The 22109-nt window shown below is 70.0% G+C and carries 36 protein-coding genes and 1 pseudogene; 26 read left to right on the top strand and 11 right to left on the bottom strand.

Going from position 1 to position 22109, the window contains the following annotated elements; all coding sequences use genetic code 11:
- Positions 1 to 67 precede the first annotated feature (67 nt).
- Together ABD329_RS19095 and ABD329_RS19090 are read right to left on the bottom strand one after the other, a co-directional pair.
- Positions 68 to 262 carry a hypothetical protein gene (locus ABD329_RS19095; protein WP_198281627.1) on the bottom strand — a complete coding sequence of 65 codons (195 nt, stop codon included), beginning with the start codon at positions 260 to 262 and terminating at the stop codon, positions 68 to 70.
- A gap of 71 nt (positions 263 to 333) precedes the next feature.
- On the bottom strand, positions 334 to 948 hold the full coding sequence (locus ABD329_RS19090) for a MarR family transcriptional regulator (protein ID WP_198281626.1): 615 nt from the start codon (positions 946 to 948) through the stop codon (positions 334 to 336).
- Between the two features lie 233 nt (positions 949 to 1181).
- On the opposite strand from ABD329_RS19090, the gene ABD329_RS19085 reads away from it, so the two are divergent.
- The 7 genes from ABD329_RS19085 to ABD329_RS48255 are packed head-to-tail and all read left to right on the top strand — an operon-like array spanning position 1182 to position 4681.
- Positions 1182 to 1406, top strand: coding sequence for a hypothetical protein (locus tag ABD329_RS19085; protein ID WP_198281625.1), 225 nt, complete (start codon positions 1182 to 1184; stop codon positions 1404 to 1406).
- Positions 1397 to 1771 (top strand): hypothetical protein, encoded by a 375-nt coding sequence (locus ABD329_RS19080; protein ID WP_198281624.1) that lies wholly within the window; start codon positions 1397 to 1399, stop codon positions 1769 to 1771. The genes ABD329_RS19085 and ABD329_RS19080 overlap by 10 nt, the downstream gene beginning before the upstream one ends.
- The gene (locus ABD329_RS19075) at positions 1768 to 2289 is read left to right on the top strand and encodes a hypothetical protein (protein ID WP_198281623.1); all 522 of its coding nucleotides are present in this window, start codon (positions 1768 to 1770) and stop codon (positions 2287 to 2289) included. Before ABD329_RS19080 ends, ABD329_RS19075 begins: the two co-directional genes overlap by 4 nt.
- A 16-nt stretch (positions 2290 to 2305) precedes the next feature.
- Complete coding sequence (locus ABD329_RS19070) at positions 2306 to 2596, top strand: hypothetical protein (RefSeq protein ID WP_344316666.1); 291 nt, start codon at positions 2306 to 2308, stop codon at positions 2594 to 2596.
- On the top strand, positions 2593 to 3708 hold the full coding sequence (locus tag ABD329_RS19065; RefSeq protein ID WP_198281795.1) for an adenine nucleotide alpha hydrolase family protein: 1116 nt from the start codon (positions 2593 to 2595) through the stop codon (positions 3706 to 3708). Before ABD329_RS19070 ends, ABD329_RS19065 begins: the two co-directional genes overlap by 4 nt.
- Entirely contained in the window at positions 3705 to 4040 is a 336-nt protein-coding gene (locus ABD329_RS19060) for a hypothetical protein (protein WP_198281796.1), read from the top strand. The genes ABD329_RS19065 and ABD329_RS19060 overlap by 4 nt, the downstream gene beginning before the upstream one ends.
- Positions 3962 to 4681 (top strand): bifunctional DNA primase/polymerase, encoded by a 720-nt coding sequence (locus tag ABD329_RS48255; protein WP_425574351.1) that lies wholly within the window; start codon positions 3962 to 3964, stop codon positions 4679 to 4681. The genes ABD329_RS19060 and ABD329_RS48255 overlap by 79 nt, the downstream gene beginning before the upstream one ends.
- 433 nt (positions 4682 to 5114) lie before the next feature.
- Here ABD329_RS48255 and ABD329_RS48250 read toward each other — a convergent pair.
- Positions 5115 to 5597, bottom strand: a pseudogene (locus ABD329_RS48250) (ATP-dependent DNA ligase); the annotation flags it as partial.
- 217 nt (positions 5598 to 5814) lie between these two features.
- Between ABD329_RS48250 and ABD329_RS19050 the strand changes: the two are divergent.
- From ABD329_RS19050 to ABD329_RS19005, 10 genes are all read left to right on the top strand, one after another.
- Complete coding sequence (locus ABD329_RS19050) at positions 5815 to 5994, top strand: hypothetical protein (RefSeq protein ID WP_198281798.1); 180 nt, start codon at positions 5815 to 5817, stop codon at positions 5992 to 5994.
- Positions 5995 to 6040: 46 nt separating this feature from the next.
- Positions 6041 to 6397: a hypothetical protein gene (locus ABD329_RS19045; RefSeq protein ID WP_344316665.1), complete on the top strand. Its 357-nt coding sequence runs from the start codon at positions 6041 to 6043 to the stop codon at positions 6395 to 6397.
- Positions 6398 to 6445: 48 nt separating this feature from the next.
- Positions 6446 to 6940 (top strand): hypothetical protein, encoded by a 495-nt coding sequence (locus ABD329_RS19040; protein ID WP_198275922.1) that lies wholly within the window; start codon positions 6446 to 6448, stop codon positions 6938 to 6940.
- Positions 6937 to 7233 carry a hypothetical protein gene (locus tag ABD329_RS19035; RefSeq protein WP_198275923.1) on the top strand — a complete coding sequence of 99 codons (297 nt, stop codon included), beginning with the start codon at positions 6937 to 6939 and terminating at the stop codon, positions 7231 to 7233. The genes ABD329_RS19040 and ABD329_RS19035 overlap by 4 nt, the downstream gene beginning before the upstream one ends.
- A gap of 101 nt (positions 7234 to 7334) precedes the next feature.
- Positions 7335 to 7706 carry a hypothetical protein gene (locus ABD329_RS19030; protein WP_198275924.1) on the top strand — a complete coding sequence of 124 codons (372 nt, stop codon included), beginning with the start codon at positions 7335 to 7337 and terminating at the stop codon, positions 7704 to 7706.
- On the top strand, positions 7703 to 7975 hold the full coding sequence (locus ABD329_RS19025) for a hypothetical protein (RefSeq protein WP_198275925.1): 273 nt from the start codon (positions 7703 to 7705) through the stop codon (positions 7973 to 7975). The genes ABD329_RS19030 and ABD329_RS19025 overlap by 4 nt, the downstream gene beginning before the upstream one ends.
- Position 7976: 1 nt before the next feature.
- On the top strand, positions 7977 to 8246 hold the full coding sequence (locus ABD329_RS19020) for a hypothetical protein (protein WP_198275926.1): 270 nt from the start codon (positions 7977 to 7979) through the stop codon (positions 8244 to 8246).
- Complete coding sequence (locus ABD329_RS19015) at positions 8246 to 8734, top strand: hypothetical protein (RefSeq protein WP_198275927.1); 489 nt, start codon at positions 8246 to 8248, stop codon at positions 8732 to 8734. The genes ABD329_RS19020 and ABD329_RS19015 overlap by 1 nt, the downstream gene beginning before the upstream one ends.
- Before the next feature lie 163 nt (positions 8735 to 8897).
- Complete coding sequence (locus ABD329_RS19010; RefSeq protein WP_198275928.1) at positions 8898 to 9293, top strand: hypothetical protein; 396 nt, start codon at positions 8898 to 8900, stop codon at positions 9291 to 9293.
- A gap of 85 nt (positions 9294 to 9378) precedes the next feature.
- Positions 9379 to 9645: a hypothetical protein gene (locus ABD329_RS19005; protein ID WP_198275929.1), complete on the top strand. Its 267-nt coding sequence runs from the start codon at positions 9379 to 9381 to the stop codon at positions 9643 to 9645.
- A gap of 66 nt (positions 9646 to 9711) precedes the next feature.
- On the opposite strand, the gene ABD329_RS19000 is transcribed toward ABD329_RS19005, so the two are convergent.
- The gene (locus tag ABD329_RS19000) at positions 9712 to 10182 is read right to left on the bottom strand and encodes an Rv1352/Rv1906c domain-containing protein (RefSeq protein ID WP_198275930.1); all 471 of its coding nucleotides are present in this window, start codon (positions 10180 to 10182) and stop codon (positions 9712 to 9714) included.
- On the opposite strand from ABD329_RS19000, the gene ABD329_RS18995 reads away from it, so the two are divergent.
- Positions 10172 to 10432 carry a hypothetical protein gene (locus ABD329_RS18995; RefSeq protein ID WP_198275931.1) on the top strand — a complete coding sequence of 87 codons (261 nt, stop codon included), beginning with the start codon at positions 10172 to 10174 and terminating at the stop codon, positions 10430 to 10432. The two genes, ABD329_RS19000 and ABD329_RS18995, sit on opposite strands and share 11 nt — an antisense overlap.
- Before the next feature lie 18 nt (positions 10433 to 10450).
- Here the strand turns inward: ABD329_RS18995 and ABD329_RS18990 are convergent, their stop codons facing one another.
- Positions 10451 to 10876, bottom strand: a complete 426-nt coding sequence (locus ABD329_RS18990; RefSeq protein WP_198275932.1) for a hypothetical protein — start codon at positions 10874 to 10876, stop codon at positions 10451 to 10453.
- 210 nt (positions 10877 to 11086) lie between these two features.
- Here ABD329_RS18990 and ABD329_RS18985 point away from each other — a divergent pair, with 210 nt between their 5' ends.
- From ABD329_RS18985 to ABD329_RS18975, 3 genes are all read left to right on the top strand, one after another.
- Entirely contained in the window at positions 11087 to 11344 is a 258-nt protein-coding gene (locus ABD329_RS18985; RefSeq protein ID WP_198275933.1) for a hypothetical protein, read from the top strand.
- Between the two features lie 154 nt (positions 11345 to 11498).
- A complete protein-coding gene (locus ABD329_RS18980) occupies positions 11499 to 11681 on the top strand; it encodes a hypothetical protein (RefSeq protein WP_198275934.1) in 183 nt (60 codons plus the stop codon).
- Positions 11682 to 11774: 93 nt separating this feature from the next.
- Positions 11775 to 12218 (top strand): hypothetical protein, encoded by a 444-nt coding sequence (locus ABD329_RS18975; protein WP_198275935.1) that lies wholly within the window; start codon positions 11775 to 11777, stop codon positions 12216 to 12218.
- A gap of 110 nt (positions 12219 to 12328) precedes the next feature.
- Here ABD329_RS18975 and ABD329_RS18970 read toward each other — a convergent pair whose 3' ends face one another.
- The 3 genes from ABD329_RS18970 to ABD329_RS18960 form a co-directional block, all read right to left on the bottom strand.
- On the bottom strand, positions 12329 to 13468 hold the full coding sequence (locus ABD329_RS18970; RefSeq protein ID WP_309142652.1) for a methyltransferase domain-containing protein: 1140 nt from the start codon (positions 13466 to 13468) through the stop codon (positions 12329 to 12331).
- A 303-nt stretch (positions 13469 to 13771) separates the two neighbouring features.
- Positions 13772 to 14143 carry a fic family toxin-antitoxin system, toxin component gene (locus tag ABD329_RS18965; protein WP_198275936.1) on the bottom strand — a complete coding sequence of 124 codons (372 nt, stop codon included), beginning with the start codon at positions 14141 to 14143 and terminating at the stop codon, positions 13772 to 13774.
- Between the two features lie 16 nt (positions 14144 to 14159).
- Complete coding sequence (locus tag ABD329_RS18960; RefSeq protein ID WP_198275937.1) at positions 14160 to 14387, bottom strand: hypothetical protein; 228 nt, start codon at positions 14385 to 14387, stop codon at positions 14160 to 14162.
- A 179-nt stretch (positions 14388 to 14566) separates the two neighbouring features.
- Here ABD329_RS18960 and ABD329_RS18955 point away from each other — a divergent pair, with 179 nt between their 5' ends.
- The 5 genes from ABD329_RS18955 to ABD329_RS18935 all read left to right on the top strand — a co-directional run bounded on the left by ABD329_RS18955 (position 14567) and on the right by ABD329_RS18935 (position 17762).
- Positions 14567 to 14959: a hypothetical protein gene (locus tag ABD329_RS18955; RefSeq protein ID WP_198275938.1), complete on the top strand. Its 393-nt coding sequence runs from the start codon at positions 14567 to 14569 to the stop codon at positions 14957 to 14959.
- Positions 14960 to 15095: 136 nt separating this feature from the next.
- Positions 15096 to 15752 (top strand): DUF6919 domain-containing protein, encoded by a 657-nt coding sequence (locus tag ABD329_RS18950; RefSeq protein WP_198275939.1) that lies wholly within the window; start codon positions 15096 to 15098, stop codon positions 15750 to 15752.
- A 53-nt stretch (positions 15753 to 15805) separates the two neighbouring features.
- A complete protein-coding gene (locus ABD329_RS18945; protein ID WP_198275940.1) occupies positions 15806 to 16453 on the top strand; it encodes a DUF6197 family protein in 648 nt (215 codons plus the stop codon).
- A gap of 216 nt (positions 16454 to 16669) precedes the next feature.
- On the top strand, positions 16670 to 17437 hold the full coding sequence (locus tag ABD329_RS18940; protein WP_198275941.1) for a hypothetical protein: 768 nt from the start codon (positions 16670 to 16672) through the stop codon (positions 17435 to 17437).
- A gap of 31 nt (positions 17438 to 17468) precedes the next feature.
- Positions 17469 to 17762, top strand: coding sequence for a hypothetical protein (locus ABD329_RS18935; protein WP_198275942.1), 294 nt, complete (start codon positions 17469 to 17471; stop codon positions 17760 to 17762).
- A gap of 47 nt (positions 17763 to 17809) precedes the next feature.
- On the opposite strand, the gene ABD329_RS18930 is transcribed toward ABD329_RS18935, so the two are convergent.
- From ABD329_RS18930 to ABD329_RS18920, 3 genes are all read right to left on the bottom strand, one after another.
- Entirely contained in the window at positions 17810 to 18994 is a 1185-nt protein-coding gene (locus ABD329_RS18930) for an XRE family transcriptional regulator (protein ID WP_198275943.1), read from the bottom strand.
- A gap of 40 nt (positions 18995 to 19034) precedes the next feature.
- Positions 19035 to 20507, bottom strand: coding sequence for an XRE family transcriptional regulator (locus tag ABD329_RS18925; protein ID WP_198275944.1), 1473 nt, complete (start codon positions 20505 to 20507; stop codon positions 19035 to 19037).
- A 221-nt stretch (positions 20508 to 20728) separates the two neighbouring features.
- Positions 20729 to 21787: a hypothetical protein gene (locus ABD329_RS18920; protein ID WP_344316661.1), complete on the bottom strand. Its 1059-nt coding sequence runs from the start codon at positions 21785 to 21787 to the stop codon at positions 20729 to 20731.
- Positions 21788 to 22109: the final 322 nt, after the last annotated feature.

Here is a 22109-nt window from a genome sequence, read left to right as displayed (position 1 = left end):
GGCGGGGGCGGGCTGCCTGGGGGGCGGCCACCCGCCCCGCTGCCGCTGTGCGGCGCACCGGCCGGGCTCAGGCGCGAGCGTCGGCGCGCCAGGCGCGGGCCTCGGCGGCACGCGCCTGGCGGCGCTGCAGGGCCCGGAGCTTGCCGCGCTGGCGGGGATGGGCCATGGCGCCGTGGAAGTAGAAGCAGGTGCAGCCGCGACCGGCGAAGCGGCACTCGTGTCCGGCGTGGCGGCGGGCGGATTTGGCGAGCATAGGCGCCATGGGGGCCTCCTCGGTGGTTGAAGCGTGGGGCGGGGCGCCCGCCGGGTGTTGGCGGGCGCCCCGGGTGGGCGTTACTGCCCGGCCAGGCGGTAGCGGCGAGGGCTCTCGCCGATCAGCTCGGCCTGGCCCTGCCCGGTGAGCTTGACCAGGGCGTTGGCAACCGCTCCGGCGCTGCGGCCGAGGGCCTTGGCCAGGCGAGGCGCGGTGACCGCCTCGTCGGGGTGGGCTTCGAGGTACTCGTAGACCATCTGCCGCAGGCCACCGCGCGCCAGCCGCGCGCTGGCCTTGGCCTTCTGCACCGGGGCGGGCGTCGCCTCCTCGGCGGGCGCGCCGTCCGGCTCGGCGGCCGGGGCCTGTGCGGTCTCGGTGGCGACCGGCTCATCGGGGGTGGCGTCGTCGGCGGGCGCCTCCACCGGGGCCTCGTCGGCACCGGGCCCCTCGAGCTCGGCCTCGACCGGCCGGTGGTACCAGCGGTCGGCCGTGCGGCGCCCGCCGACCTTCTCGCCGTGCTCCCGGTAGGCCAGGTTGTGGCTCTCGAGGACCGTCAGGGCCTTGCCCGCCGTCGAGCCCCCGATCCCGGCGTACGCGGCGATCTCCCGCGCCGTCGCGCCCCCGTGTTCGGCCAGGGCGGCCAGCGCCTTCTCCTGCGTGGCGGTCAGTCCGGCCGGAGCCTGCGTCGTCGTCATCTCGTCCTCGTTTCCTCGGGTTTGGGCATGTGGGAGCTCCCCGGCCGGGGGCAGCTGGTGCTGCTGGGTGCCCGTGGCGCGTGCGCTGCGCGGTGTTCCTCGGGCAACTCCATGAACGCTCTGATCGACCCCACGAGTCAAGATCAAAAGGCGGTAGAACACTATTGCTTACGTATTGGGTTTCGCCTAGCGTGTGCGGAGACGCAGACACCCCCGACCGAAAGGGGAGGATCATGACGACACCCACCGCCGCGCCGGGCAGCGGAGCGGAGTGGATGGCGGCCGAACGCCTGGAGCACTCGGTCACCTACGCGGTCGAGCAGCTCAAGGCCGGGAAGTTCCTGATGCTGACCAACGCTCCCGACGGCAGCTTGATCGGCAACGCGGGTCTCGACCCGCGCGAGGGCCGGGAGTGGCTGACCCGCCACTGTGAGAGCGGGGTCCGCGCGTGGACCTGACGCCCCTGGCGGCGCCCGCAGCTGACCGGCTGCGGGCCCTGCTGGCCACCGAGTTACCCCAGCCGGAGGCCATCAAGACGGCCCTGCTGCTCCTCGACCCGCGCACCGGCCACGAGGAGGTCCGGCTCTACAGCCCGGCCCCTGACGGCAAGCCCGGCCACGAGACGAGCGTCTACCGCTCCCAGGCCCCGCACAGCCCCTTCGCCCTGGCCCTGATCGAGGTCCTGCACGCCCACCGGCTCCACGACTGGCGCCCCGCGCGGGACGCCTTCATGCCCGGCGTCATCAACATGACCACCCGGCGCCCCACAGGCCACGTCGGCTGGGCCATCGACCTGCGCCACCTGACGGAGGACGCCGAGTGAACGGCATCCCGTACCGAGTGGCCATCTCGCCCCGGCCCACGGGCGAGGACTACGCCGCTGTTCAGGCGGCGGACCTCGCCCGGGCCCGGGTGGTCCGCGCCGACGAAGTCCGCCTGGGCGACACCGTCCTCGCCGACTTCCCCGACTTCGACAGGCCCGGCATCGGCGACCTGGTCTCCGCGCAGCACTTCACCGACCCGTACTGGGCCACACCCCAACCGGTCGACGCCTCCTGCGACTGCGCCGCCTGCCATACGGCCAACTGGACGACCGCCGACTGCCCCCTCGTCAAGCTCACCGACGGCTTCCCCTGGGACCCCTGCGACATCCGCCCGGCCACAGACCTCCTCCTCGTCGCCCCCTACAGGTGCGGCTGCGGCTGCGACACCACCCTGGCCGCCGACTGGTCCGCCTACGACTGGACCACGCCCGCCTCGGTGCAGCACCTGCTGGAGACCGGCCGCCCCCTGCGACCCGGAGAGGTCCTCCATCTCGCGCCGTCGCCCCTCACCCGCTGACCGAACGGAGCGCTGCATGCCCACCAACACCTTGCCCCCGCCCACCCTGGACCAAGTGGTCCCCGACCCCGACGGCCGGGGAAGCGTCCCGCAGGTCATCGACACGCCCCAGCTGGGGGTCAACGAGAAGAAGAAGCGCGTGGCGAGCGCCCTGCTCACCCAGGCCGGGAACCTCGTCGAGTTTTGGTCGGAGATGGGGGAGCAGGGCGTGGACGCGGGCTTCGCCCGGGACTGCCTGGCGCGCTGGCTCAAGGACCTCCCCGGTGACGCGTGGGACACCCGTCTCGGCGACCCGGACACCGTATGACCGCCCAACTCGACCTGTTCGCCACCGGCTCCACCGATTTCGACGCGGTGGAGCTGGTGGCGCAGCAGGACTTCGTGATCCTGAATCTGTCGGGCGGCAAGGACGGACTGCGGGCCGCCGTCAAAGCACGGGAAGCCGCCCGCCAGGCCGGCGTCGAGGACCGGCTGTGGACCGTCCACGCCTCGTTGGGACCGATGGAGTGGCCCGCGTGCACCGTCGACGGCGTGCGCTACCCGAGCGTCGGCGAACTTGCCGCCGCGCACTCCCGGTTGCTCGGCGTCCCGCCCGGGCGCCATCTCGAGCTGCGCCGCCACCGTGACGCCGTCCCGTACGACCTGCTCACCTTTATCGCCGAACGAGGGGACTGGCCCTGGCTCGGACGCGCCCGGTTCTGCACCGGTGACTGGAAGACCAAGCTCATCTTCGGCGCGTTCAGCCAGGCCGCCCGCGACTTCAAGAAGGCGAACGGCAGGCCGGCCAGGATGCTCAACGTCCTGGGGTTGCGGGCGGACGAGAGCCCGGACCGCCGCAAGCGGCCCGTGCTGCAGCGCACCACCGACAACTCCCACCGGATCGTCGATGAGTGGTTGCCCGCACACGGCGACTCCACCGCCTTCGTCAAGGAGTGGAGCGACGCCGAGGGCTGGCCCCACCACTGGGCCTACGACTCGGCGCCCGGTGCCGGGGACTGGGCAGGCAGCACCCGTTGCTCCTGCTCGGCCTGCGTGTTCAGTAGCCGCCGCGACCTGCTCCTCGCCGTCGCCCGTCGACCCCGGCTGGCCGCCCTATACGCCGAGGTCGAGCACGCCCGGGGCATTCCGTTCAACCCGTCCACCACCATCGTCTCCGTCATCGAGGAGGCCCGGCGGCCCGGCGCACCTGGCCCGGGCGTAGTCCTGGACGACGACAACGCCGACTTCGACGCCCTGACGAAGGCCGTACGCGCCGCACTCACCCAGCCGCCCAAGCGCAAACCGCGTCCTCACCAGGGGCCCGGCACCCTGCCCATGCTCGGAGCCGGGTGCGACGGCTGCTCCCTGTCCGGGGACACGGTGTTCGGGCAGAAGCCCGATGGCGTGATCCGAGAGCAGCAGGAAGGGAGCCCCGCGTGAGCGTGCGCGCGTGCACCTGCCCCCTCTGCCACAAGACCACGACCCCGGAGCTGAAACCGCATCCTGCACACGAACCGGTCCAACTCCCCAGCGAACCGAGGGATTTCCGCATCCACTCACCGGGACGACGGCCACAGGACTGCACCCTCCACCCGGACGGCACGATCACCTCCGTCATGGCCGGCCAGCTGTGGCGCTGCGGGCAGACCTTCGACGAGATGCGACAGATGGGCTGGCGCGACTCCCATATCGAATGGGACCCCGCGCCACCCCACGACACCGGGCAGCAGCGGGACGACGACGAGGGCGTTCAGGAAGCGATCGCCCTGTGACCAGGCGAACGGGGACGCAGACGACCGCCGCAGAGCGGACGACGGCTGGACTCGGGGCCCGGCAGCAGGGGATGAAGGCCGTCGCGCTCGCCGCGGCGGAGCGCGGCTGGCGAGTCTTCCCGCTGCGCCCCGGCACCACCGAGCCGGCGGTGCGCGACTGGGCGGAGCGGGCCACAACCGATGCCCGGCGGATCGAGCTCTGCTGGGACACCGGGCCGTACAACGTGGGCTTGGCGCCGTGTGCCTCGGGGCTGGTGGTCCTGGACCTGCTGCCAGCCCGCGGCGAGCAGCCGCCGCAGCCGTACCGGCTTCCCGGCGTGCACGACGGCAGTGACGTGCTGGCGATGCTCCTCGAGGAGCATCAGCAGCGCATGCCGGTGACGACGTACACCGTCAGGACTCCGGGTGGCGGGCAGCAGCTCTACTTTCAGCGCCCGGCAAGGCGCTGCCCGACCCAGCCGCCCCGGCCGCTTGCCTGGCATGTGGAGGTGCGCTGCACCCGCTCGTACGTACCCGTGGCGGGCAGTATCGCTGCCGAGGGTGCGTACACGCTCCTTCACGACGCCGTACCGGAGCCGTGCCCGCCCTGGCTGGCCGGCCACCTGTCCGCGACCCGGCCCCGGCGCGGCCGCCGAGCCTGATGGCGCCACGGCCTCCCGGCCGGGAGGGGGCGAGTCCTCTGCGTAACGGCATCTCGTCGACCAGCTCGGGTGTCAGGTCCCCGCGGATGCGCCGGACGCGCGGGCGGTGCCGGTAGCGGCCGAACTCCAGCCGCTCCTGGTCCACCTCGATCTCCACCACCACCTCGGGCACCACCGGCAGGTAGGGCACGGGGTCCGCGCCGGGCAGTCCGCCCACGGTGCCGGGAAGCTCGCGCATCTCATCGCTGGCCGCCCGCAGCAGCGGCGCCACGGCCTGGCGCAGCCGGTCCCCCAGGGGAAGAGTCACGCCAACGGCGCGCATCCGCCCGGAGCGTGGCCGGCCCAAGACGAGGGCCTGCGTCGCCGGTGTCGTACCGGTCACCCCGATCACCACGGCCTCGGTCGTATGGCGCTGGCGCCACTTCAGCCAGCCCGAGCGCAGGCCCTCGGCGTACCGCCCGTCTGCCCGCTTACACACCAGGCCCTCCACACCGGCGAGCGCACCGACCCACTCCAGCGCCTCGGGGACGTCTGCGGTGGCCGGGACGGGGCGCAGGGTGGCCGGCCCGCCGTCGAGCAGGTGCACCAGCTCGGCCCGGCGCTCGGCGTAGGGGTGGGGCCGCCAGTCGGTGTCCCCGATGGCCAGGACGTCGAAGACAGCGACGTGGACGGTGAAGTCGGCGCCGCGCCGCGGGCCGCGGCCGCCGGCGCGGGATTGTAGGCGGTCGAAGGCCACGCCGCTGCCGTCGGCGAGCACCGCGACGAGCTCGCCGTCGAGCACTGCGTCCGGCAGGGCCGCCGCGGCGGCGCCGACATCGGAGAACCCGCGGGACAGATCGGTGCCGTGGCGGCTCCACACTCGCCCGGCGCCAGCGTGGATCGCGCATCTCCAGCCGTCCCACTTCGGCTCGAGCATCCAGCCCGGCGCGGTCGGCACGGTGTCGACGGCACGGGCCAGGGCGAGTGGGACGGGCAGGTCGAAGGGCGGCACACGAACCTCCTGCGGGGCTTCCAGCGTAGGCCGGGCCACGCCCAGGTAATCCGCTCACCCCACCAGTTAGAACCCGTTGCTTACGTATTGGGTTTAAGGCTAGTGTCGAAACCGCAGCACCCACCGAGCAGGAAGGCCCCCAGTGTCCCGTCGCAAGCCCCGCAGCCCCGGCGTGATCCTCAAGAACCGGGCCGCCGGATTCCACCGCTACGGCACCCCCGGCGGAGCCCGCGGCAAGCGGTACTTCCACCACCGCGTCCGCTCCATGGGCAAGGCCGAGCTGCGCCGCCTCGTTGCCGCCGCCCTGACCAGCTGGGACTGACACCCCACCCCATCTTCCGCCCGCGACTACAGAGAGCACGTGCCCCATGAGCAGCGTCATCACCGTTGCCTTCACCCGCCCCGTACCCGCCCATGACCTGCGCCCCGGCGACGTGTTCGCCTTCCCGGACGCCCCGCGCACCGCCCTCACCGTGCTCGACACCGGCGAGACCGCCGTCTCCCCGGAGCTCACCCTGACGACCTTGACCCTCGCGGGCTGTGACGGACCGGTCAGCCTGCCCGGCACCGCGCACGTACGAGCGCTCCGCATGGTCCGCACCGTGACCCTGCACTGCCTGCTGTGCGGCAAGGCCGAAGACACCGAACTGGACCTGCCCAGACACGGCGAGCCGCTCTCCCTCGTCTGCGCCGACCACGACCCCACAGCCGCTCCAGCGGCATGACAACCACCCCCAACCGAACCTGACCCGGCCCAACCCACGGAGAACGCCTTGACCTGCTATGACCGCCTCGCCCACCAGCTCGCCACGACCGCCAGCGGCAGCTGGGGGGAGGAGGCCGCCCTCTGGCTGCTCGCCGAGCACGGCCACTGGCTGCCCGAACTCCACCGGGTGGGCCTCATCATGGACGGTCCGGACCACGACCAGGCCCGCATCAACTGGCCCGGCACGGAGTCGTCCCAGGATGACTTCATCGGCACCAACAGCGAGCACCAGGTACTGAGCATCGCCCGGGCGCTGGTGCACCAGAACTTCCGGGTCGGCCTGAACCCGTCAGAGCTGGACGAGGAGAACCGCCTCCTGGTGCTCCACGCCATCGCGTGGGCTGCTGGCGGCCGGGCCTGGGCCAAATCGCTGGGGCTGCTGCGCGGGCTCCGCTGCGGTACCTGCGACCGAAGCCTGAAGAGTTGGTCCGGCAAGGACGTCATGGCCCACACGCGCCTGCACCGCCCCGACATCGAGGATGCCACCCGGGAGTCGGTGTGAATCTCCTGATCTCGATCGGGCTCGGCCTGATGGCGTGCGCCTTCGCAGGCGGGTTCACCGGCCGCCTCGCCCTTCACCGCGCGGCGGGCCTGCAGGCCCTGGCCGAGGTGTGCGCCGCTGCAGACTCGGCCGCCGAAGGCAATGCGGTCGTCTGCTCGCTGTTCACGACCCTCGCCGTGGGCCTCGCCTGGATCTGGTGGAAGGGCGGCGGCGGGGACGACACCAAGCGCGGACTGCGCCGCCTGCGCCGCGCCTTCACGCCCGTGCGACGCACTGCATCCGCGCCTGCCTGACCCCGGGGGCGCCGACCCACCGCGGTTGGTGCCCCCGGCCGCAGGGGCGGCCGATCGACGACATCCGCATCACCGCCGTATCCGCCACCAGGAGCTGACCCGTGACCACCCCTTTCACTGCCGAGCAGACCTTTGCCGCCCTCTATCAGGCAGTCAAGCCCGACTTTGTAGGCAACCGCTGGGAACGCGGCTACGCCTGGGCGATGGACAGCGTCCGCGACATCCTCGGCAAGTACCGCCTCGACGGCTCTGCCGAAAGCAGGCTGGCCGTCGTCGAGCCCGCCATCCGTGAATGGCTCGCCGCCGGACCGGACCGCGACAGCCAGGAGTACAACGACGGCTGCCTGACCGGGCAGGACACGATTCGCGGCATCCTCGACGGCGATCCCGAAGAGGTGCTCTCCCAGCTCGAGGACGCCGCCGAGGCCGCCCAAAAGCTCTACGCGGAAGCCCGGCAGAGGACCGGACCGTGACCACCGGCGAAGACGACGCCCCAGACAACGTGATCCCCTTCCGGCGCCGCCCGGCCACGCCCGCGAAGCGGGGACGCCAGTGCATCTGCGGCGCCTACTGGAAGCCGGGCCACTCCAGCGACCCGGCCTGGCTTCTGAACACCGACCCGCTGTGGGACAGCTTTCACGGCGTGACCCACTGCCAGGCGTGCGGTCGGCACAAGCTCTCCGTCATTTTCGGCCGCGACATGCGGCCCGCCAGCAACTTCGTCAACGAGAGGAACACCTGACGTGCCACGCAGGAAACCGACGACGCGCACCGACCACCAGGCCGCCGCCGAAGGACTGCGCGAGATACCCGGTCTGGCGCTGACCGTGGCCGTGTGCCCCGCCCCCTACACGGCCGCAACGCTCGCCTGGGATATCCGCCATGGCCGATATGCCTACACCCCGGCGGGCGCGTACAGCGCGTACACCGAGCTGGCCGAGGACGGGACCGCAGTGGTCGCCCGGTACGTCGGAGAGACGGCCGCCGTCGAGCCGGAGTTGGAGACCGCGTAGTGGCCCGCGACATTGGCATGGAGCCCGACGCCGCGCTGTTCCGCGCCGTCATCGTCAAGTCGTACGCCAATGGGACCTCGCACACCGTGTACGAGGGTCCCTACGATTCGCGGGGATCCGCTCGAGCCCGGGTGTCCTTCTGGCGCAACCACTTTGGACGCAGACGGAACGGGGACTCGGCCGACGGACACGTTGAACGATGCCAGCCGGTCTGGGAGAAGGTTCCCGACCCCGCCTCGCGCCGCCAGGCTTCGTCCGGGGGCCCGGCACTGACCGCCGCCCCCGGCACGTCGCCACCGGACTCCGCCGCTCAGCTCATCCTCGACGCTGTGCAGACCCGGCGCGGGATGCACGGCCGCCACGCCGCAGACCTCCTGGCCGAGCACGGCTACGTCGAGGAAGCCGAGCGGATCCGTGTCGAAGTCCGCGCCCGGCACGGCCACCTGTCCGCGAAGCAGGCCGCCGCGCTGCTCACCGCCGCGCCCTGACCGCGCCGTACGGAGGCTGCCCCACCGTTCGGCTGACGCGGAGCCCTGCCCAGGCCGGGGAAGGGGACACGAAGAAGATCGCCGAACCGACTTCCATCCTTACAGCGAAGCGTTGTATAGTTCTGGGGTAGGCAACAAGCCCGAACACCCCAAGGGGGACACCATGCGCACCCACGTCACCTTCGACAACGGCTCGACCGCCCGCACCATCTACTGGAAGGACGTCAGCACCGCCCTCTACCGCTTCGGCGACGACACCATCGCCGTAAAGCCCGGCTACTTCGGCATGCCCGACCGGCTCGCGGTGACCATCAGCCTCGGCAGACCGGGCGACACCAGCGGCTACCGGCTCACCGGCCTCCACATCGGCGACTGGTTCCTGACCGGCACGGTGATGTGCACCGGCTACGACTTCACACCGCACCCGCACCCGCACACCCCGACGAAGTTCCCCCTGGCCGACATCACCGACCCGGCCGCCCGCCGCGACGCAGCCGACCACCTCTCGGGTATCGCCAACCACTTCCACAGCACCTTCGCCCCCACCAGCAAGTGGTGAGCGGCGACGAGCACCCCGGCCCCGCGGCCCTCGCGCCGCGGGGCCAACGGGGGTGCCGAACCGCCCACCACGAAGGGGAACGACCATGCAGACCCAGACCGTCGGCCAGGCCGTCGCCGCCGTCCACACCCACCTCGACGCCCTGCACGGCGAGGACCACGACCACCTCGCCCCCCTCCTGGCCGACCTGGTGGCCGCCGCCCGAAGCGGTGACCAGCGTGCGGTCGACGCCGCACTCGCCGAAATCCACCTCGACCGAGACGCCCTTCACCCGGGCCCGCACCACGACGACCTCGCCGAAGTCCTCGCCGACGTCGTCACCGCGGCCCAGGCGGCCGCGACCGGCGCTTGAAGAGGCGCACCGCCGCGGGCCTCCGGAGGCAACCCGCCCCGGAGGCCCGCCCGTTGTCCGCCCCGGCTACTTCACCGGCCTCCACGAGCCGCACTGCCGGGAGGTGAACTGGCCGTCCCCGGCCCGCACCGTCACCCGCACCTCCTGCGCCGACGTCGCGAACTGGTTGTCCAAGGTCTTACCCGACCTCGAGGTCCGCTCCCAGTAGCAGTCCCGCAGCGCCCCCGTCGTGCGGTACGCGCCCGCCGGCATCTGCCTGGGCCCCGACCCCACCTCGTACGTACCGTCGGCGAACCACCGCGGATAGATGCCGTCCAGCGCCGCCTTCAGCGTCTTGGCCTGCGCCGGACAGAAGCGGCCGATGCCCTCCTTCAGCACCGCCTCTCCGTCCTCCTTGGGCAGCTCCTTCTCCGCCAGCCACTGCGCCGGCGACATCCCCTCCAGCTCGTCCTCCTCCAGCAGCTCGCAGTACCGCTTCATCGCATCCGCGGCCGATCCGGTGCCCTGGCCGTCGAAGTAGAAGCTCGTGCCCAGCACCAGCTCGTCGAATTCCTCCTCCGGCGTCGACGGCGCCGGCGACTCGACCGCCTCCACCGCGGCCGCGCTCGTCGACGGCGACGGCCTGGCCGACTCATTCGCTCCGCCGCCGGAACAGCCGGACATCACCACCATCGCCACCACGCAGGCCGCAGCGATCCCCACCCCAGGTAAACGTCTCATCCGCGCAGAATCGCACCACGAGATCCCCGAAGGCGAAGGAAATCCCGGATTCGTGATCTGGCAGTAGCCGAGCGCACCAGCAACATCACACCGCGCGCAGCGACTTCCTCCGGCGTTCGATCTTCTCCATGGTGCCCACGGTCCGTCGCAGAGCATCGAGCAGTGTCTCGAACATCTCCTCCGGCAACGACTGATGCAGCGCCTCGACGAGCTTGGACGCCAGCGCGATTCCCGGGCCAGGATGGACACCGAAGCGGACGGACAGTGGTTCATAGAGGTGCGTGAGCAAGGTGTCCGGCAGCAACTGGTGAGGCCGCCGCTTGCGCCGCTGGACAGCCGAGCACACGCAGTCGACGAAGTCCGTGAACTCCTCACGCGTCAGCCGGTGTGCCACGCTCCTGAACACACCTACCGCGATCTGCAGGTCCTCCGGCCACCTCGAGCCGTACGCCTGGAGCAGGTCGCCGCCGACATGGGTGAAGAAGACGAAGTTGTACTCGGTGTCGTTCATGCCCTACGCCATATCGCTGCCTCGCCCCGCCGCAGGAGAGCACGGACAGCGACACGCCCCCCAACGCGCAAAGATCGCCCGATCAGCAGCCGCACACCGAGGCTCAGCGGCCACCGGATCACGGAGGAGCGACAAGGAGTGCAACTATACAATATTTCATTGTATAGTTGGGTGAGGGCGGGGACGGACCCGGCTCGAGAAGGAGGCGCCATGCTGATCGGCACCGGAATCGCGGCCGCATTTCTCATCGGCTACCTGGCTGGCCACTTCGAACTGCTGGGCAGGATCCACGACATGGGCGTGGCGCTCGGCGACTGGGCTCAGCGCTACGACGCGAGCGGTCGACGGGGGTGGCGCTGGAGGATGATTGTCGCGCCCGTACTGATCTTCCGCCTGATCATTCTCCACCCGATCCGGGGAACCCGGGCCTACCGGCAGGCCAAGTTACACAAGCGCCGGACCGCCTGAACTGCGCGTGCCCTCGCCTCCTCGGCGGGGGCACGCGGCAGGGAGCGCCCACTGGGGGCGTCCTCCTCGACCCGCCTCCATCAAACAATTGCTTACGTATTGGGTTTAAGGCTAGGGTTGAGTCAAAACTGTGCGCCCAAGGGGGGAGAAAGGCATGCACCGCGCGCTCTGGCGCTACTTCATACCGAGCCTGGTGGGACTCCTCGTGTCCGGGTCCGAGCTCATGCGCCGAACCTCCCTCGGGGCGTCCGACACCATTGCCGCGGCCGCCTGGGGAATCATCACAGCCGGACTCCTGGCCTGGCGCCTCGGCGACGGCCCGCAGAAACCCAGGTGACAACCCTGGGCCAGCCCACCGCGCTGCGGGCCCAACCGGCAATTCCGACCACGCACTTCACGTGCACCCGCTACCGCGAGGGAAAGGACTGCTGTGCCCGACTTACGAGGCAATCACGACCCCGACGAAGCCGGGGCCGACGACCGGCCCGGAGACGCCCGACAGAAGACCGGGCCGACGAGCGCTCGCGAAACGATCCTGAAGGCCCTCATCTGTGACGGATACCGGGCAGACGAGGCCGAGGACCTGCTGGACCAGCTCGAGACGGACAACGCACAGCAGCCCGCACCGCGACCGCTCTTCTTCACCCCCGGGTGCACCTACGTCAGCGGTGCCTGCACGGATTGCCCGGAACCCCAGCGCCACCTCACCTTCGAGTGCAAGGCCGTGGCCAAACACCCCTCCCGCGGCACCATGGTCGCGCTGGGATTCTCACGCAACGGAGCGCCCGGCTCCGAATGGAGTTCCTCCGAATTCGGAGAGCAGTCCTGGCACGACGGCTGGAGAGAGTTGCCTGCGACCAACAGCGCCGGCTGATTGCCCCGCAATCAGCCGCCCACGGCGTAAGGCCCAGGCGAACGCTCGAAGCTGACCAGCACCGACAACGTCTGGGCCCTCAGCAAACGAAGGCCAGCCGGAACTGAAGGTCAAACCGCAGCCCGACCGTGGACCCGGAGCGGCCATCGTGGCCCCGACACCGGATCACGGCACCACACGAACTGGTGCTCCGGCTCCACGGTCATGCCGAAGTCGTACAGCGTCGGCTGTTCGGACAGCCACCAGTCCCAGGCAGGTTCCAGCTCGTCGGCCAGGCGCCGCGGCCCACCCTGATAGGCGACGGCCTCCCCGTCGGCGAGTGTGGTGAGCGTGGCCCAGGAGGCGACGCCGTCGTGGATCCACACGTTCACACCTTCGTCGTCCATGCCCGTGCTGATCTGCACGTCGGGGAGATGGATGCGCAGGACGAACAACAGATGCGCATCGTCCTTCAGCGGGCGCAGGTCCCGTGCGAAGGGCCGTTCGTCGTCGGCGGGGCCGGTGCCGCGCACGTGCGGCCAGCTGCTCGCGGGCGGTGTGCCGCGAGCGGGCATGAACGCCGCCAGCCCCTGCACCCACCCCACCGCCGAGCGGCGGTCGTCGGCGACGGTCAACGCGACGTGCCCCAGCCGCCCCCACGGGGTGACGATCCTCCCACCCGGCCGTGTCTGCTCCACCCACGACCACGGCACCTGATCAACGGCATAGGTGGAGATCACCCGGTCGTACGGCGCGCCGGGCGGCCAGCCGCCGGCGCCGTCGGCGGCCACGACCGCCGCGTCGGTGCCGGCCGCGTCGAGGCGTTCCTTGGCCTGCCGGGCCAGTTCGTCGTCCACCTCGACGCTGACCACGCGTCCGGCTCCCGCGCGCCAGGTGAGGAGAGCGGCGTTCCAGCCCGTCCCGGCGCCCAACTCGAGGACGCGGTGGCCGGGCTCGAGCATGAGGGAGTCGAGCATATCCACCACGATGGAGGGACACGACAGGCTCGAGGAGGGCGCGCCGTCGGTGATCTGGGTGACGGCCGCGTCGTAGGGCCGGCCGTACACTTCGGCGGCCCACCGGTCGGGGTCGGTGCCGCGGTCGAGCGGCTGGTAGGTGTGCCCGTCCCAGCGCCAGAGCCGCTCCGGCGCGAAGGCGTGCCGTGGTGTGTCGGCGACGGCCTGCCGCGTCCAGAGCGAGCGGGCGGGCCACAGCCCCAGTTGGTCCATGGCCTCATCCAGCTGCTTCCGCAAGGCGTCGTAGTCGACCACGCGGCTACTTCCGGTGCGTCCCGGACGGCGGCGGAGGCTGCGGCACCTGCCCGTCCGAGTTGTTCGGCGGCGGCGTCCCCTGCCCCGGATCAGGATCCGGTTTGCGATGCTTACTCATAAGCTGCTCCGTATTCCTCACCTCTGTAACCGCGCCATGATGACGCGGTATCAGAGGCAGCGGTAGAGCGCGCGGGAGCATCCGCGGGAGTGTGCGGCACGGCCGTGACGCTGGCGATGCTTACGGATCTCGAGGGACTAGCCGCCCAGCGTGTGCCCGGCGGCACACTCGCATCGCCCGGAGGGTCAGCGGGTCCAGTCCCGCAGTGAAGCCGCGATCTCACGCACGTCGAGTTGCCCGCCGGCAACTCCCTCGACGAGGTCCGCGGCCTCCTTGGTCGTCGCATTGACCGGATGCCCGGAAGCATGCAGATAGGCCGCGGCCACCGCCGCGGCGTACAGCTCGTTGGAGTGCTCGAGCGCCGGCACGCGCACAAGCTGGTGCAGCAGGGCGGCGGCGCGGTGATGCGGCTGCCCGTAGACGGGCGTGTCCATCACCCGGAAGCAGTGCCGGGCTCGGGCGGCCTCGAGAGCCCCCCAGTCCACAACCTCCGGATCACCGGGAAGCTCCCTGTGCGCGATGTCGAGAAGCCACCGCAGGTCGACCGACAGGAACATGGGCTGCTCGCCGCAGTCAGGCTGCGCTGGCGCTGGGGTCGGCCGGACGGCCGAAGCGCTCCGCGAACCCCTCGGCGTGCTGGCCGATGAAGGACCGCGCGCCCTCCATGAAGCGGACCCGGGTGAGATCGGCGTCCAGCACCTGGCCGGCGTACGCCTCGGCCGGCACACGCTTCTCCGCAGCTGCACGCTGCAGCTGCTCGTACGTCTCGTCGCTGATCTCGATGCGGATCTCCCGGGCCATGTGACCACGGTACCGCGCCGTCCCCGCGCGCGGCAGAGGAACAGCGACGCCGAACGCCTCGAGTGGACGGCCTTCCGGCGTGAAGAGATCGCTGAAGATCCGAAAACCGCTCCCAACTTTACAACGCTACATTGTAAAGTTGGGTCAATGGAAAACCACCACCGAGGAGGTCATGGCGCATGCCCCGCCGCACCGACATCCTGAAGCTGCGCGGCCCACTCCCCGCCATCCCGGCCGCCGCATCCCTGGGAGTCCGCGTCACCTGCGCGACGAACGCGCCCGACGGCTGGACCGTAGCCCTGCTGCGCCTGCCCAACGACTACTACGTCGTCGTCGGACACCAGCCGCGCGAACGGTGGGCCGTGGTGTACCGGCACTATGTCGTCCCCGGAACCGGCGTCACCGACCCCCGAGCCCTGCTCGTCGACCCCATCACAGGCGCCCCCATGCAGCAGGGCATCAAATGGAACTGGACCGACGGCAGGGGGATCTCCTCCGTACTGCGCGCCCTGGCGCCGCTCCACCGTGCCCCGGACGACTGGATCCAGTGCCCCCGCCCTCTGGCGCCTTGATGGCCGATTCCAGCGGGCAGGGGTGAGCGCGGCGTTGTGCGCCCACCCCTGCCCGCTCTAATCTATTGCTTACGTATTGGGTTTAATGGCCTGCTTCATCGACTCCATCGGCCCAACAGACCGCGCAAGGAGCGCCGTGACCTACCTCAAGACCGCGCTCGAGGAGGCGCAGCACATGCATCTGACCTGGATGAGCCGACGCGACCGCAGCCGCTGGAAGGACGCCCAGACCATCGGCCAACTCGGCGGACTGATGGCGCTCTGGCTGGAGGGCATCATCGAATCCCGCCCCGGCTACGCCCCCCGCCGCGGCCCCGACGACGAGACCGGCGGCCTGGTGCCGTCCCTCGCCGCACTGTGCCGGGCAGGGTTCGTCACCACCGACTCCCAGCCCGGCCTGACCGGCCAGGATGAGGCTTGGTGGGAACAGCGCGCCGCCGTCCACGGCGTCCTGACCGACCGCGCGCTGTTCTACCGGCTCGTCGAGACCTCCGTCGAGGCCGGCATGCGCGTCCGCGTCAACGACTACCGCCGCAGCCCCGGCATCCAGGACCCGCCCATCACCGTGACCACCCGCGAGGACAAGACCGCCATCCCGTTCGGCGGCCCGACTTCCCGCAGGCGCAGGGCCCGCCAGTGGAACGGTCTCAACCGCCAGCTCCACCACCAGATCGTGCACGGCACCTATCTGACGATCGCCGCACCCGAGTACGGGCCCTCCGGCGAACGACTGTGGGCCGTCCTCGACATCGTCTCCGGCCTGCGCACCGCCTCCAACGACCCCTGGGCATAGCCCCGCCAGCACGCGACCGACCCGTCCGCCACCCTCACGCCGCAAGGAGCACCGTGACCTCGACCAGCGTCGGCGGCCTCACCATCAAGGCCGCGCCCGCGCCGCTCTTCCCGGACCACCCCGACGCCTGCTTCGTCCTGCACACACCGTCCAACCGCCGCATGCCGGCAACCTGGGCCACCCCACAGGCCGCACAGAAATTCGTCGAGGCCGTCCAGGACATGGCCGACTGGCCCAACGCGAACGCCACCCTCACCCAGACGATCGTCCAGGCCATCGACGACCACGACGGCAGCTGGGACGACTTCGGCACCCCGCGGCTTCCCACCCCTCCCTACGTGCCCAGCCCAGCGGAGATCGCCAACCTCCTCGACAAGGCCCTCGCCGTGCTCACCACCAACGGCTGGTGCCAAGGCGATGCCTCCACCTTCCACGACATCGACCAGGAGCACGACGAGGACCTGGACCCGAGCCAGTGCCGGGTCTGCGCCCGGGGAGCCATCAACATCGCGGCCGAGGGCGACCCGCGTCCTCCCACGGCATACGAGCTCAGCGTCCTCGCCGATGCGGCCACGGCCACCCTGGCGGAAACACTCAGCGTGGACGACGTCACCGTGTGGAACGACGCCGAAGGACGCACCAGCGACCAACTCCACACCGCCATCACCCGCACGATCGCCCGTCTGCGTGATGCCAGGTGAGCACGTGAGAAACCGCGCGAGGTGTGCGAGTGGCACGCCGCCGAAGACGGCTGCTTCGGCCTGCTCTTCGTCATCGAGACCCGCGCCACCGTCCTGCTCGGCGCCGGAAAACCCCTGCACCGCCGCCGACCCCCTCACCACCCAGATCACCACCGCACCAGGACAGCCCGACCCTCAACTCGCCGAAGCCCCAGCTGGAGCCAGGAGGAAGCCATCATGACCACGAACACGCACTACGTCAGCGAGACAAACCCCACGCATGTGACGCACGCCGAGTGGTACAGGATCTCGCTGACCAGGGTATTGACCCCGCAGCACGAGAACTTCGACGGGATGCAGTCGATCTTCCCGCCCGAGTACCGGCGCCCCGAGGGATACGGACTCGCGTTCCTGGAGAGCGAGGAGCACTCCCGCCTCTACGTCGGCTCGATCCAGCAGATCACCGAGTACCAGAACGACCTGACGATGCCCCTCGACGTCTCGCAGGGGCAGACGTACGACAAGTGGCCCCACACCGAGGGATGGGACACGTTCATCCCCGACAACACCTGGAACCCCGACGGGCGCGGCATCATCACCGCCTTCGAGCACCCCGAAGGCGGCGACGTCATCGTCTACGAGTTCCACGGATCGTGGCTGAAGGACAAGCCGAAACGTCCCCTCGTCACCTTCCACTGCACCCACTGCCACCAGGACACCTTCCACGACTCGGGGAAGATCCACGAGAACCACGGCCCGCACGACCGCAGGTGGGCTGCCCGACAGGCCCGCCAGCACATCCACAGCGCACAGCGGCACGGCGTCGGCGGAGAGAACAGCCAGTGCCAGAAGGCCGACCCGAACATGATGCGGATCGTCACCGAGGTCACGAACGACATCTACGGGACGAACAACCCGGTCACACCGTACGAGTCGATGTGCGCGACCACCGGGCCGTGCGCAACGATCCGCGAGCTCAAGGCCCTCCAGGCGGCGCGCACCTGACGACTCCTCTGCTGACCATCCAGGAGTACCTGTGACGACCGCTTACGGCTACCAGCTGTGGATCTACCCACGCGGAGGTGAGCACGAGAACGATCGTGAGAGACGCGGGGGCTTCGGCACTCTCGCTGAAGCCATCGCCGCCAGTGACTTCCCCAACAGTGATTGCTGGGATCAGTCCGCAATCGATACATGGCAACTTGATGACCCGGTCATCGAGGCCGCGGGGCGCCAGTACTCGTGGTGGGCCATCGAGCGTGAGTCCAAGCAAGCCGATGTCGACGGCCCGATCGACGGGCGCCTCGGGAAGAACCCGAATCGATCATAGAACTTGTGTCCATCGGCCACCGCCACGCCGAGGCCCGCACCCATCTGTTACAGAGGGTGCGGGCCTCGGTCATGGGCGAGCAGTGCGGAACGGTGGTCCCAAGCCAGGCGCAGAAGCGCCGCTCCGGCTGGCTGCATCTGCTCTTCGGTCGTCAGCCTCTCCACGTGATCGGCCCGGAACGGGATGCCGAAGGCTCGACCGGTGTTGTCCTCGACTGCGACCAGGTGACCCTCCTCGTTGGTTGCAGCGAGCCGGGGGAAGACGGTGTCAAACAGGTCCGCGTCGAACACCGCGACGGTGAGCATGTCGGACACGTAGGTGAGCGAGTCGATGCCGAGCCCCATCCAGAACACGCGCAGCCGACCGGTGCTGCGGGCCTCCTCCAGGGCGGCGTTGAATGGCCAGGCCGCGTAGTCGATCGGTGTCTTGTCGCTGCCGTACTCCTCGCTGCTGCCGAGGAGTTCCTCGCTCAGTTCCCGCACGATGGACTGCCATAGCCCGAAGTCGTGCGCCTCGTTCCAGCACGCATCGTGGGACGGCTGGAACATTCCCACGGGCGTCACCTGGTGGAGCCCGCCTCCGGTGGCGACCCGTTCGGGGTCCCGCCAGTGGAGGACGAACTCGGCGTCGCCGGTCGACCGATCGTGCCGGATCGTGAGGGTGCTGATGGCCGCCATCACCGGCCGCTGCGCGAGGTCCGTGGGATCACCGACGGCCGCACGGAACGGCATCGCCGACGCGGCGGGCACAGCGCCCTCGGGAGCGGCGAGCGCGGCCGCGGCGTACTCGTGACCGATCGCCTCGCAGATGTTGATGACATCGAAGTACTGCCCGCGGCCGAAGCTCAGGACGGGAGCCGCGGTGGCGGCGTCGGCCGCCAGCAGCCGGTAGCACTTCCTGTTCTCGAACAGCCGGGGGCGGGCGAGCGCCTCGACGGCGCCGGCGTAGGAGGGGACCGGTGTCCCGTCCGACTGCCGGGGCAGGATGTGGCCGAGCTCCGGCTCCGCACCGGTGATCGGGGCGGGAACGCCGTCGCCTTCCCACTCGAGCCGTACGTCTGCCAGCGGCACGGGTGCGTCCGGGAGCCAGGCGGGCCGGGCCAGCAGAGGAGTGCCGGCCACCCGCAGCTCGTCGGGGAAGGACCGCACGGCGTGCTGCGTCAGGGCGAACCGGTTCTCGTTGAGGTAGTCACGAACGCGGCGCCACTGCTGCTGGCTCTCGAGGGGGGTCACGAAGCTGGTCAGGATCGGCTCCTCGGGGCGGCGGGTCGGCTCACCGGGACAGCAGGAGATCCCGGTACTGCCACGCTAGGGCCAAGCAGGCGGCTCCGGGAGGGGCCATCGGTTCATTCTTGATGAATTGTGTGACATTTTGATCGGTGAAGGGGATGCCGTTCCGCACGTCTTGCCCGGCCCAGCGGGTCACCGTGACCCCCTCGGCGTTCTCGGCCGCGATATCCCCGAAGAGCCGGTCGAACAGCTGATCGTCGATGACGAGGACGCTCGGGATGGCGACGGCCAGCGTCAGGGGATCCACACCGACCCCGAAGGCGAAGGCCCGGACACGACCTTCAAGACGCGCCCGCTCCAGCGTCCGCCACAGCGGCCACCGCTCGTACTGCAAAGGGCCGCCGCTCCCGTCGAACTCGGGCGCCCCCAGAAGCTCCTCGTTCAGCTCCCGCACGATGTTGCGCCACAGGTCGAAGTCCTGGGGCGACTGGGCGGACATCACGCTGCCCGGCTGGAACTCGCCCGCAGGCACCGCGTCGTACAGCCCGCCGGCCGTGGCTACTTTTGCCGGGTCCCGCCAGTGCAACAAGAACGTCGCCGAGCCGTCCTGCCGCTGCCGGATCAACAACGTGGTGATGGCTGGCGTCACGGCCCGCAACGCCGGGTCGAACGGATCGTCGACCAGACGGCGCAGCGGCAGATCTCCCCACGCAGGACCCGCAGAGGCACCCTGATCCTGGTCCTCCATACAGGCCGCAGCGAACTCGTGACCGACCGCCTCGCACAAGTCGAGTTTGTCGAAGTAGGAGGCCAGACCGAACGTCAGCCGCCCTTGTCCTGATGCCCAGGACGCCGCAGTGAGACGGTAGCTGGGGCGGTTCTCGAACAACGTCGGCGCATCGATGTACCGGATGGCCAGCGTGTACCGGTCGAAACGCACCCCCGGCGCCCGGAGCGGATGTGTCGCCACAGCTTCCGGCTCGCTCCCCGTGACCAGGGCGTCCGGCACCGTCTCCGACCACACCAGCTCCACCTGGTCCAACGGGACCGGCTGGGCGGCCCTCCACGCAGGCGCCATCAACATCGGCGTGCCGCCGATACGCAGCGCCGGGTCGTACAACTCCGCAGCTGCCCGCGACAGCGTCTCCCGGTTCGCGTTCAGGTAGCGGCGCACCTCCCGCCACCTGCGCTGACTCGCTACGACGTCCGCCGCAGGCTCAAGCCGCGCAAGTTCGGCCGGCGCGCGCCCGGCCGAACCAGGCGCTCCCTCCGATGCCGTCGCAGAGAGCTCGGCGAAGAATGCCTCCCGCTCCTCCGGCGTTCGCTGAGCCAGGAACGTGTCCAGGATCTTCTGCGTCTCCGGAACCGGGACCAGGGTACGACCGCGGTTCTTCCACTCCATCACCATGCTGGGGCTGACTCCAAGCCGCTCGGCGTAGCCACGGATGGACATCCGCAGCACTGTGCGCAGCACGGTCGCTTCATGACCAGTCCACTTGCGCACCGTCGTCGTCATCGCCAGCCAACTCCCGATTCAGCCCGGAAATTGCAGCTTACGCGGCCCGCTGGCACACCGCCGGTACACCGCCGGTACATCACCCGCTCTCCCCCGGCTCTCCAACTCCAGAAGCTGAATTGAGCACTCCATGCGCCTTGCCTAACCTCCCAGGGACCAGCATGAATTCAGCCTCTGCAAGCCGTCATAGCGCCGGACTGATGTCATTGGCGTCTCCTCGCTCAGGCTCTTACGTATTCACGGCACTCGCGGCACAGGCCGTCTTCGCTGGGCCACATCTTTACCCCACAGCCAGCGCCCCGGCAGCGGACGTACGGGCTGGGCTCCGCCCCCACGGGACGCTGGAAGGGCACGCTGTGCCCGCCGCCCTCGGTGGTGGGCGTCTCCTGAGCGGTCTTGTCCTCGCGGGCCTCGACGCACCGCGGACACTCGACTCCGGTATCGATGTCGATTCCGTCCTCGCAGCGGGCGTTGTTGCCCCAGCAGGCCGACGGTCCAAGCAGCGCCTGCAGCACGCCAAGCGGGCGTCCCAGACCGCGGCCGGAGGTTGCAAGCGCGTCATCCTCATACGACCAGCGCAGCCAACGGCGCTTCACCCGTTCGATGATCTGCTCGACGGTCCGCCGCTCCTCGACTACTGCGCGAGCGATGGTCTCGTTCACCACTGTCGGCAGGCCCCGGGGGAACTCGCTCTCAAGCCGGGCGGCCAACGTCGCGGGGATCCCTGCTACCACCCGGCGAAGTTCGCCAGCTGGGAGCCTCTTGGCCTGTGGCTCTTTGCTCAACGCGGCCTTGCCGCGCCCGGCGCGCCCCGTACCACCGCTGGATGGCCTACGGCCGTCACCACTAGCACTCCCAGGATCAACCATCACAGGATCGTCGGAAGGATTTTCCGGCCCCCCGCTGTAAAACTTTCCGGTCCCTCGATCTTCCGCCGACCGGAAGATTTTTCCGGCCCTGCTGCTCACGTCGTTGTGGGAGGACCGGAAATCCTTTCCGGTGCCCGGCGGGTTCGTTGGCAGGTCCCTGTTCAGATTCCAGACGTCCGGCCGGTTGTCGCCCGAGAGGTGCGCGACCAAGGCCGGATCGCCAGGCACGATCACCGAGCGCTCTGCGAGGGACCGCAGGTGCGTACGGATCGTGCGATCGGTAACGCGTGCCTTCTCTGCCAGGACCCGTTGACTCGCCCAGCAGCCGGTGAGGTCTTCTCGCACGAAATTGGCGATGGCGAGCAACGCTGCCAGCTCGCCAGCGTTCTTGCACCACGCGCTGCGCCTCATGGCCCACACCAGACCCTTTGCGCTCATGAGGGCCGCCGTCGTACCGCGCGACGCACCTCGGTGCGAGAAGCGGCGGGCGCCGGGAGGCGCGCGGTTTCGGGGGCCAGCATCGGCCTCCTCACTCTCATTGGTGCAGTCGCTGACAGTGCCGAGGCGGCCAGTCCTTGTCAGACACCAACCACCTCGGAGGGGCTAGACAGCCACATGAAACGCCCTAATATTGTCCCCGTCAAGGGTACATTTTTGGTGGTCAGCCGGAGAGGAGGTGCTGGTTGTGGCGATGACTGCTGCGGTGCTCGAGTCGGTGCGTTCGATACCTTGG

Origin of the sequence: Streptomyces javensis (genome assembly GCF_039525925.1) — a bacterium.
In the GTDB taxonomy this organism is placed as follows: domain Bacteria; phylum Actinomycetota; class Actinomycetes; order Streptomycetales; family Streptomycetaceae; genus Streptomyces; species Streptomyces asiaticus.
This window is presented reverse-complemented; position numbering and strand designations above follow the sequence as displayed.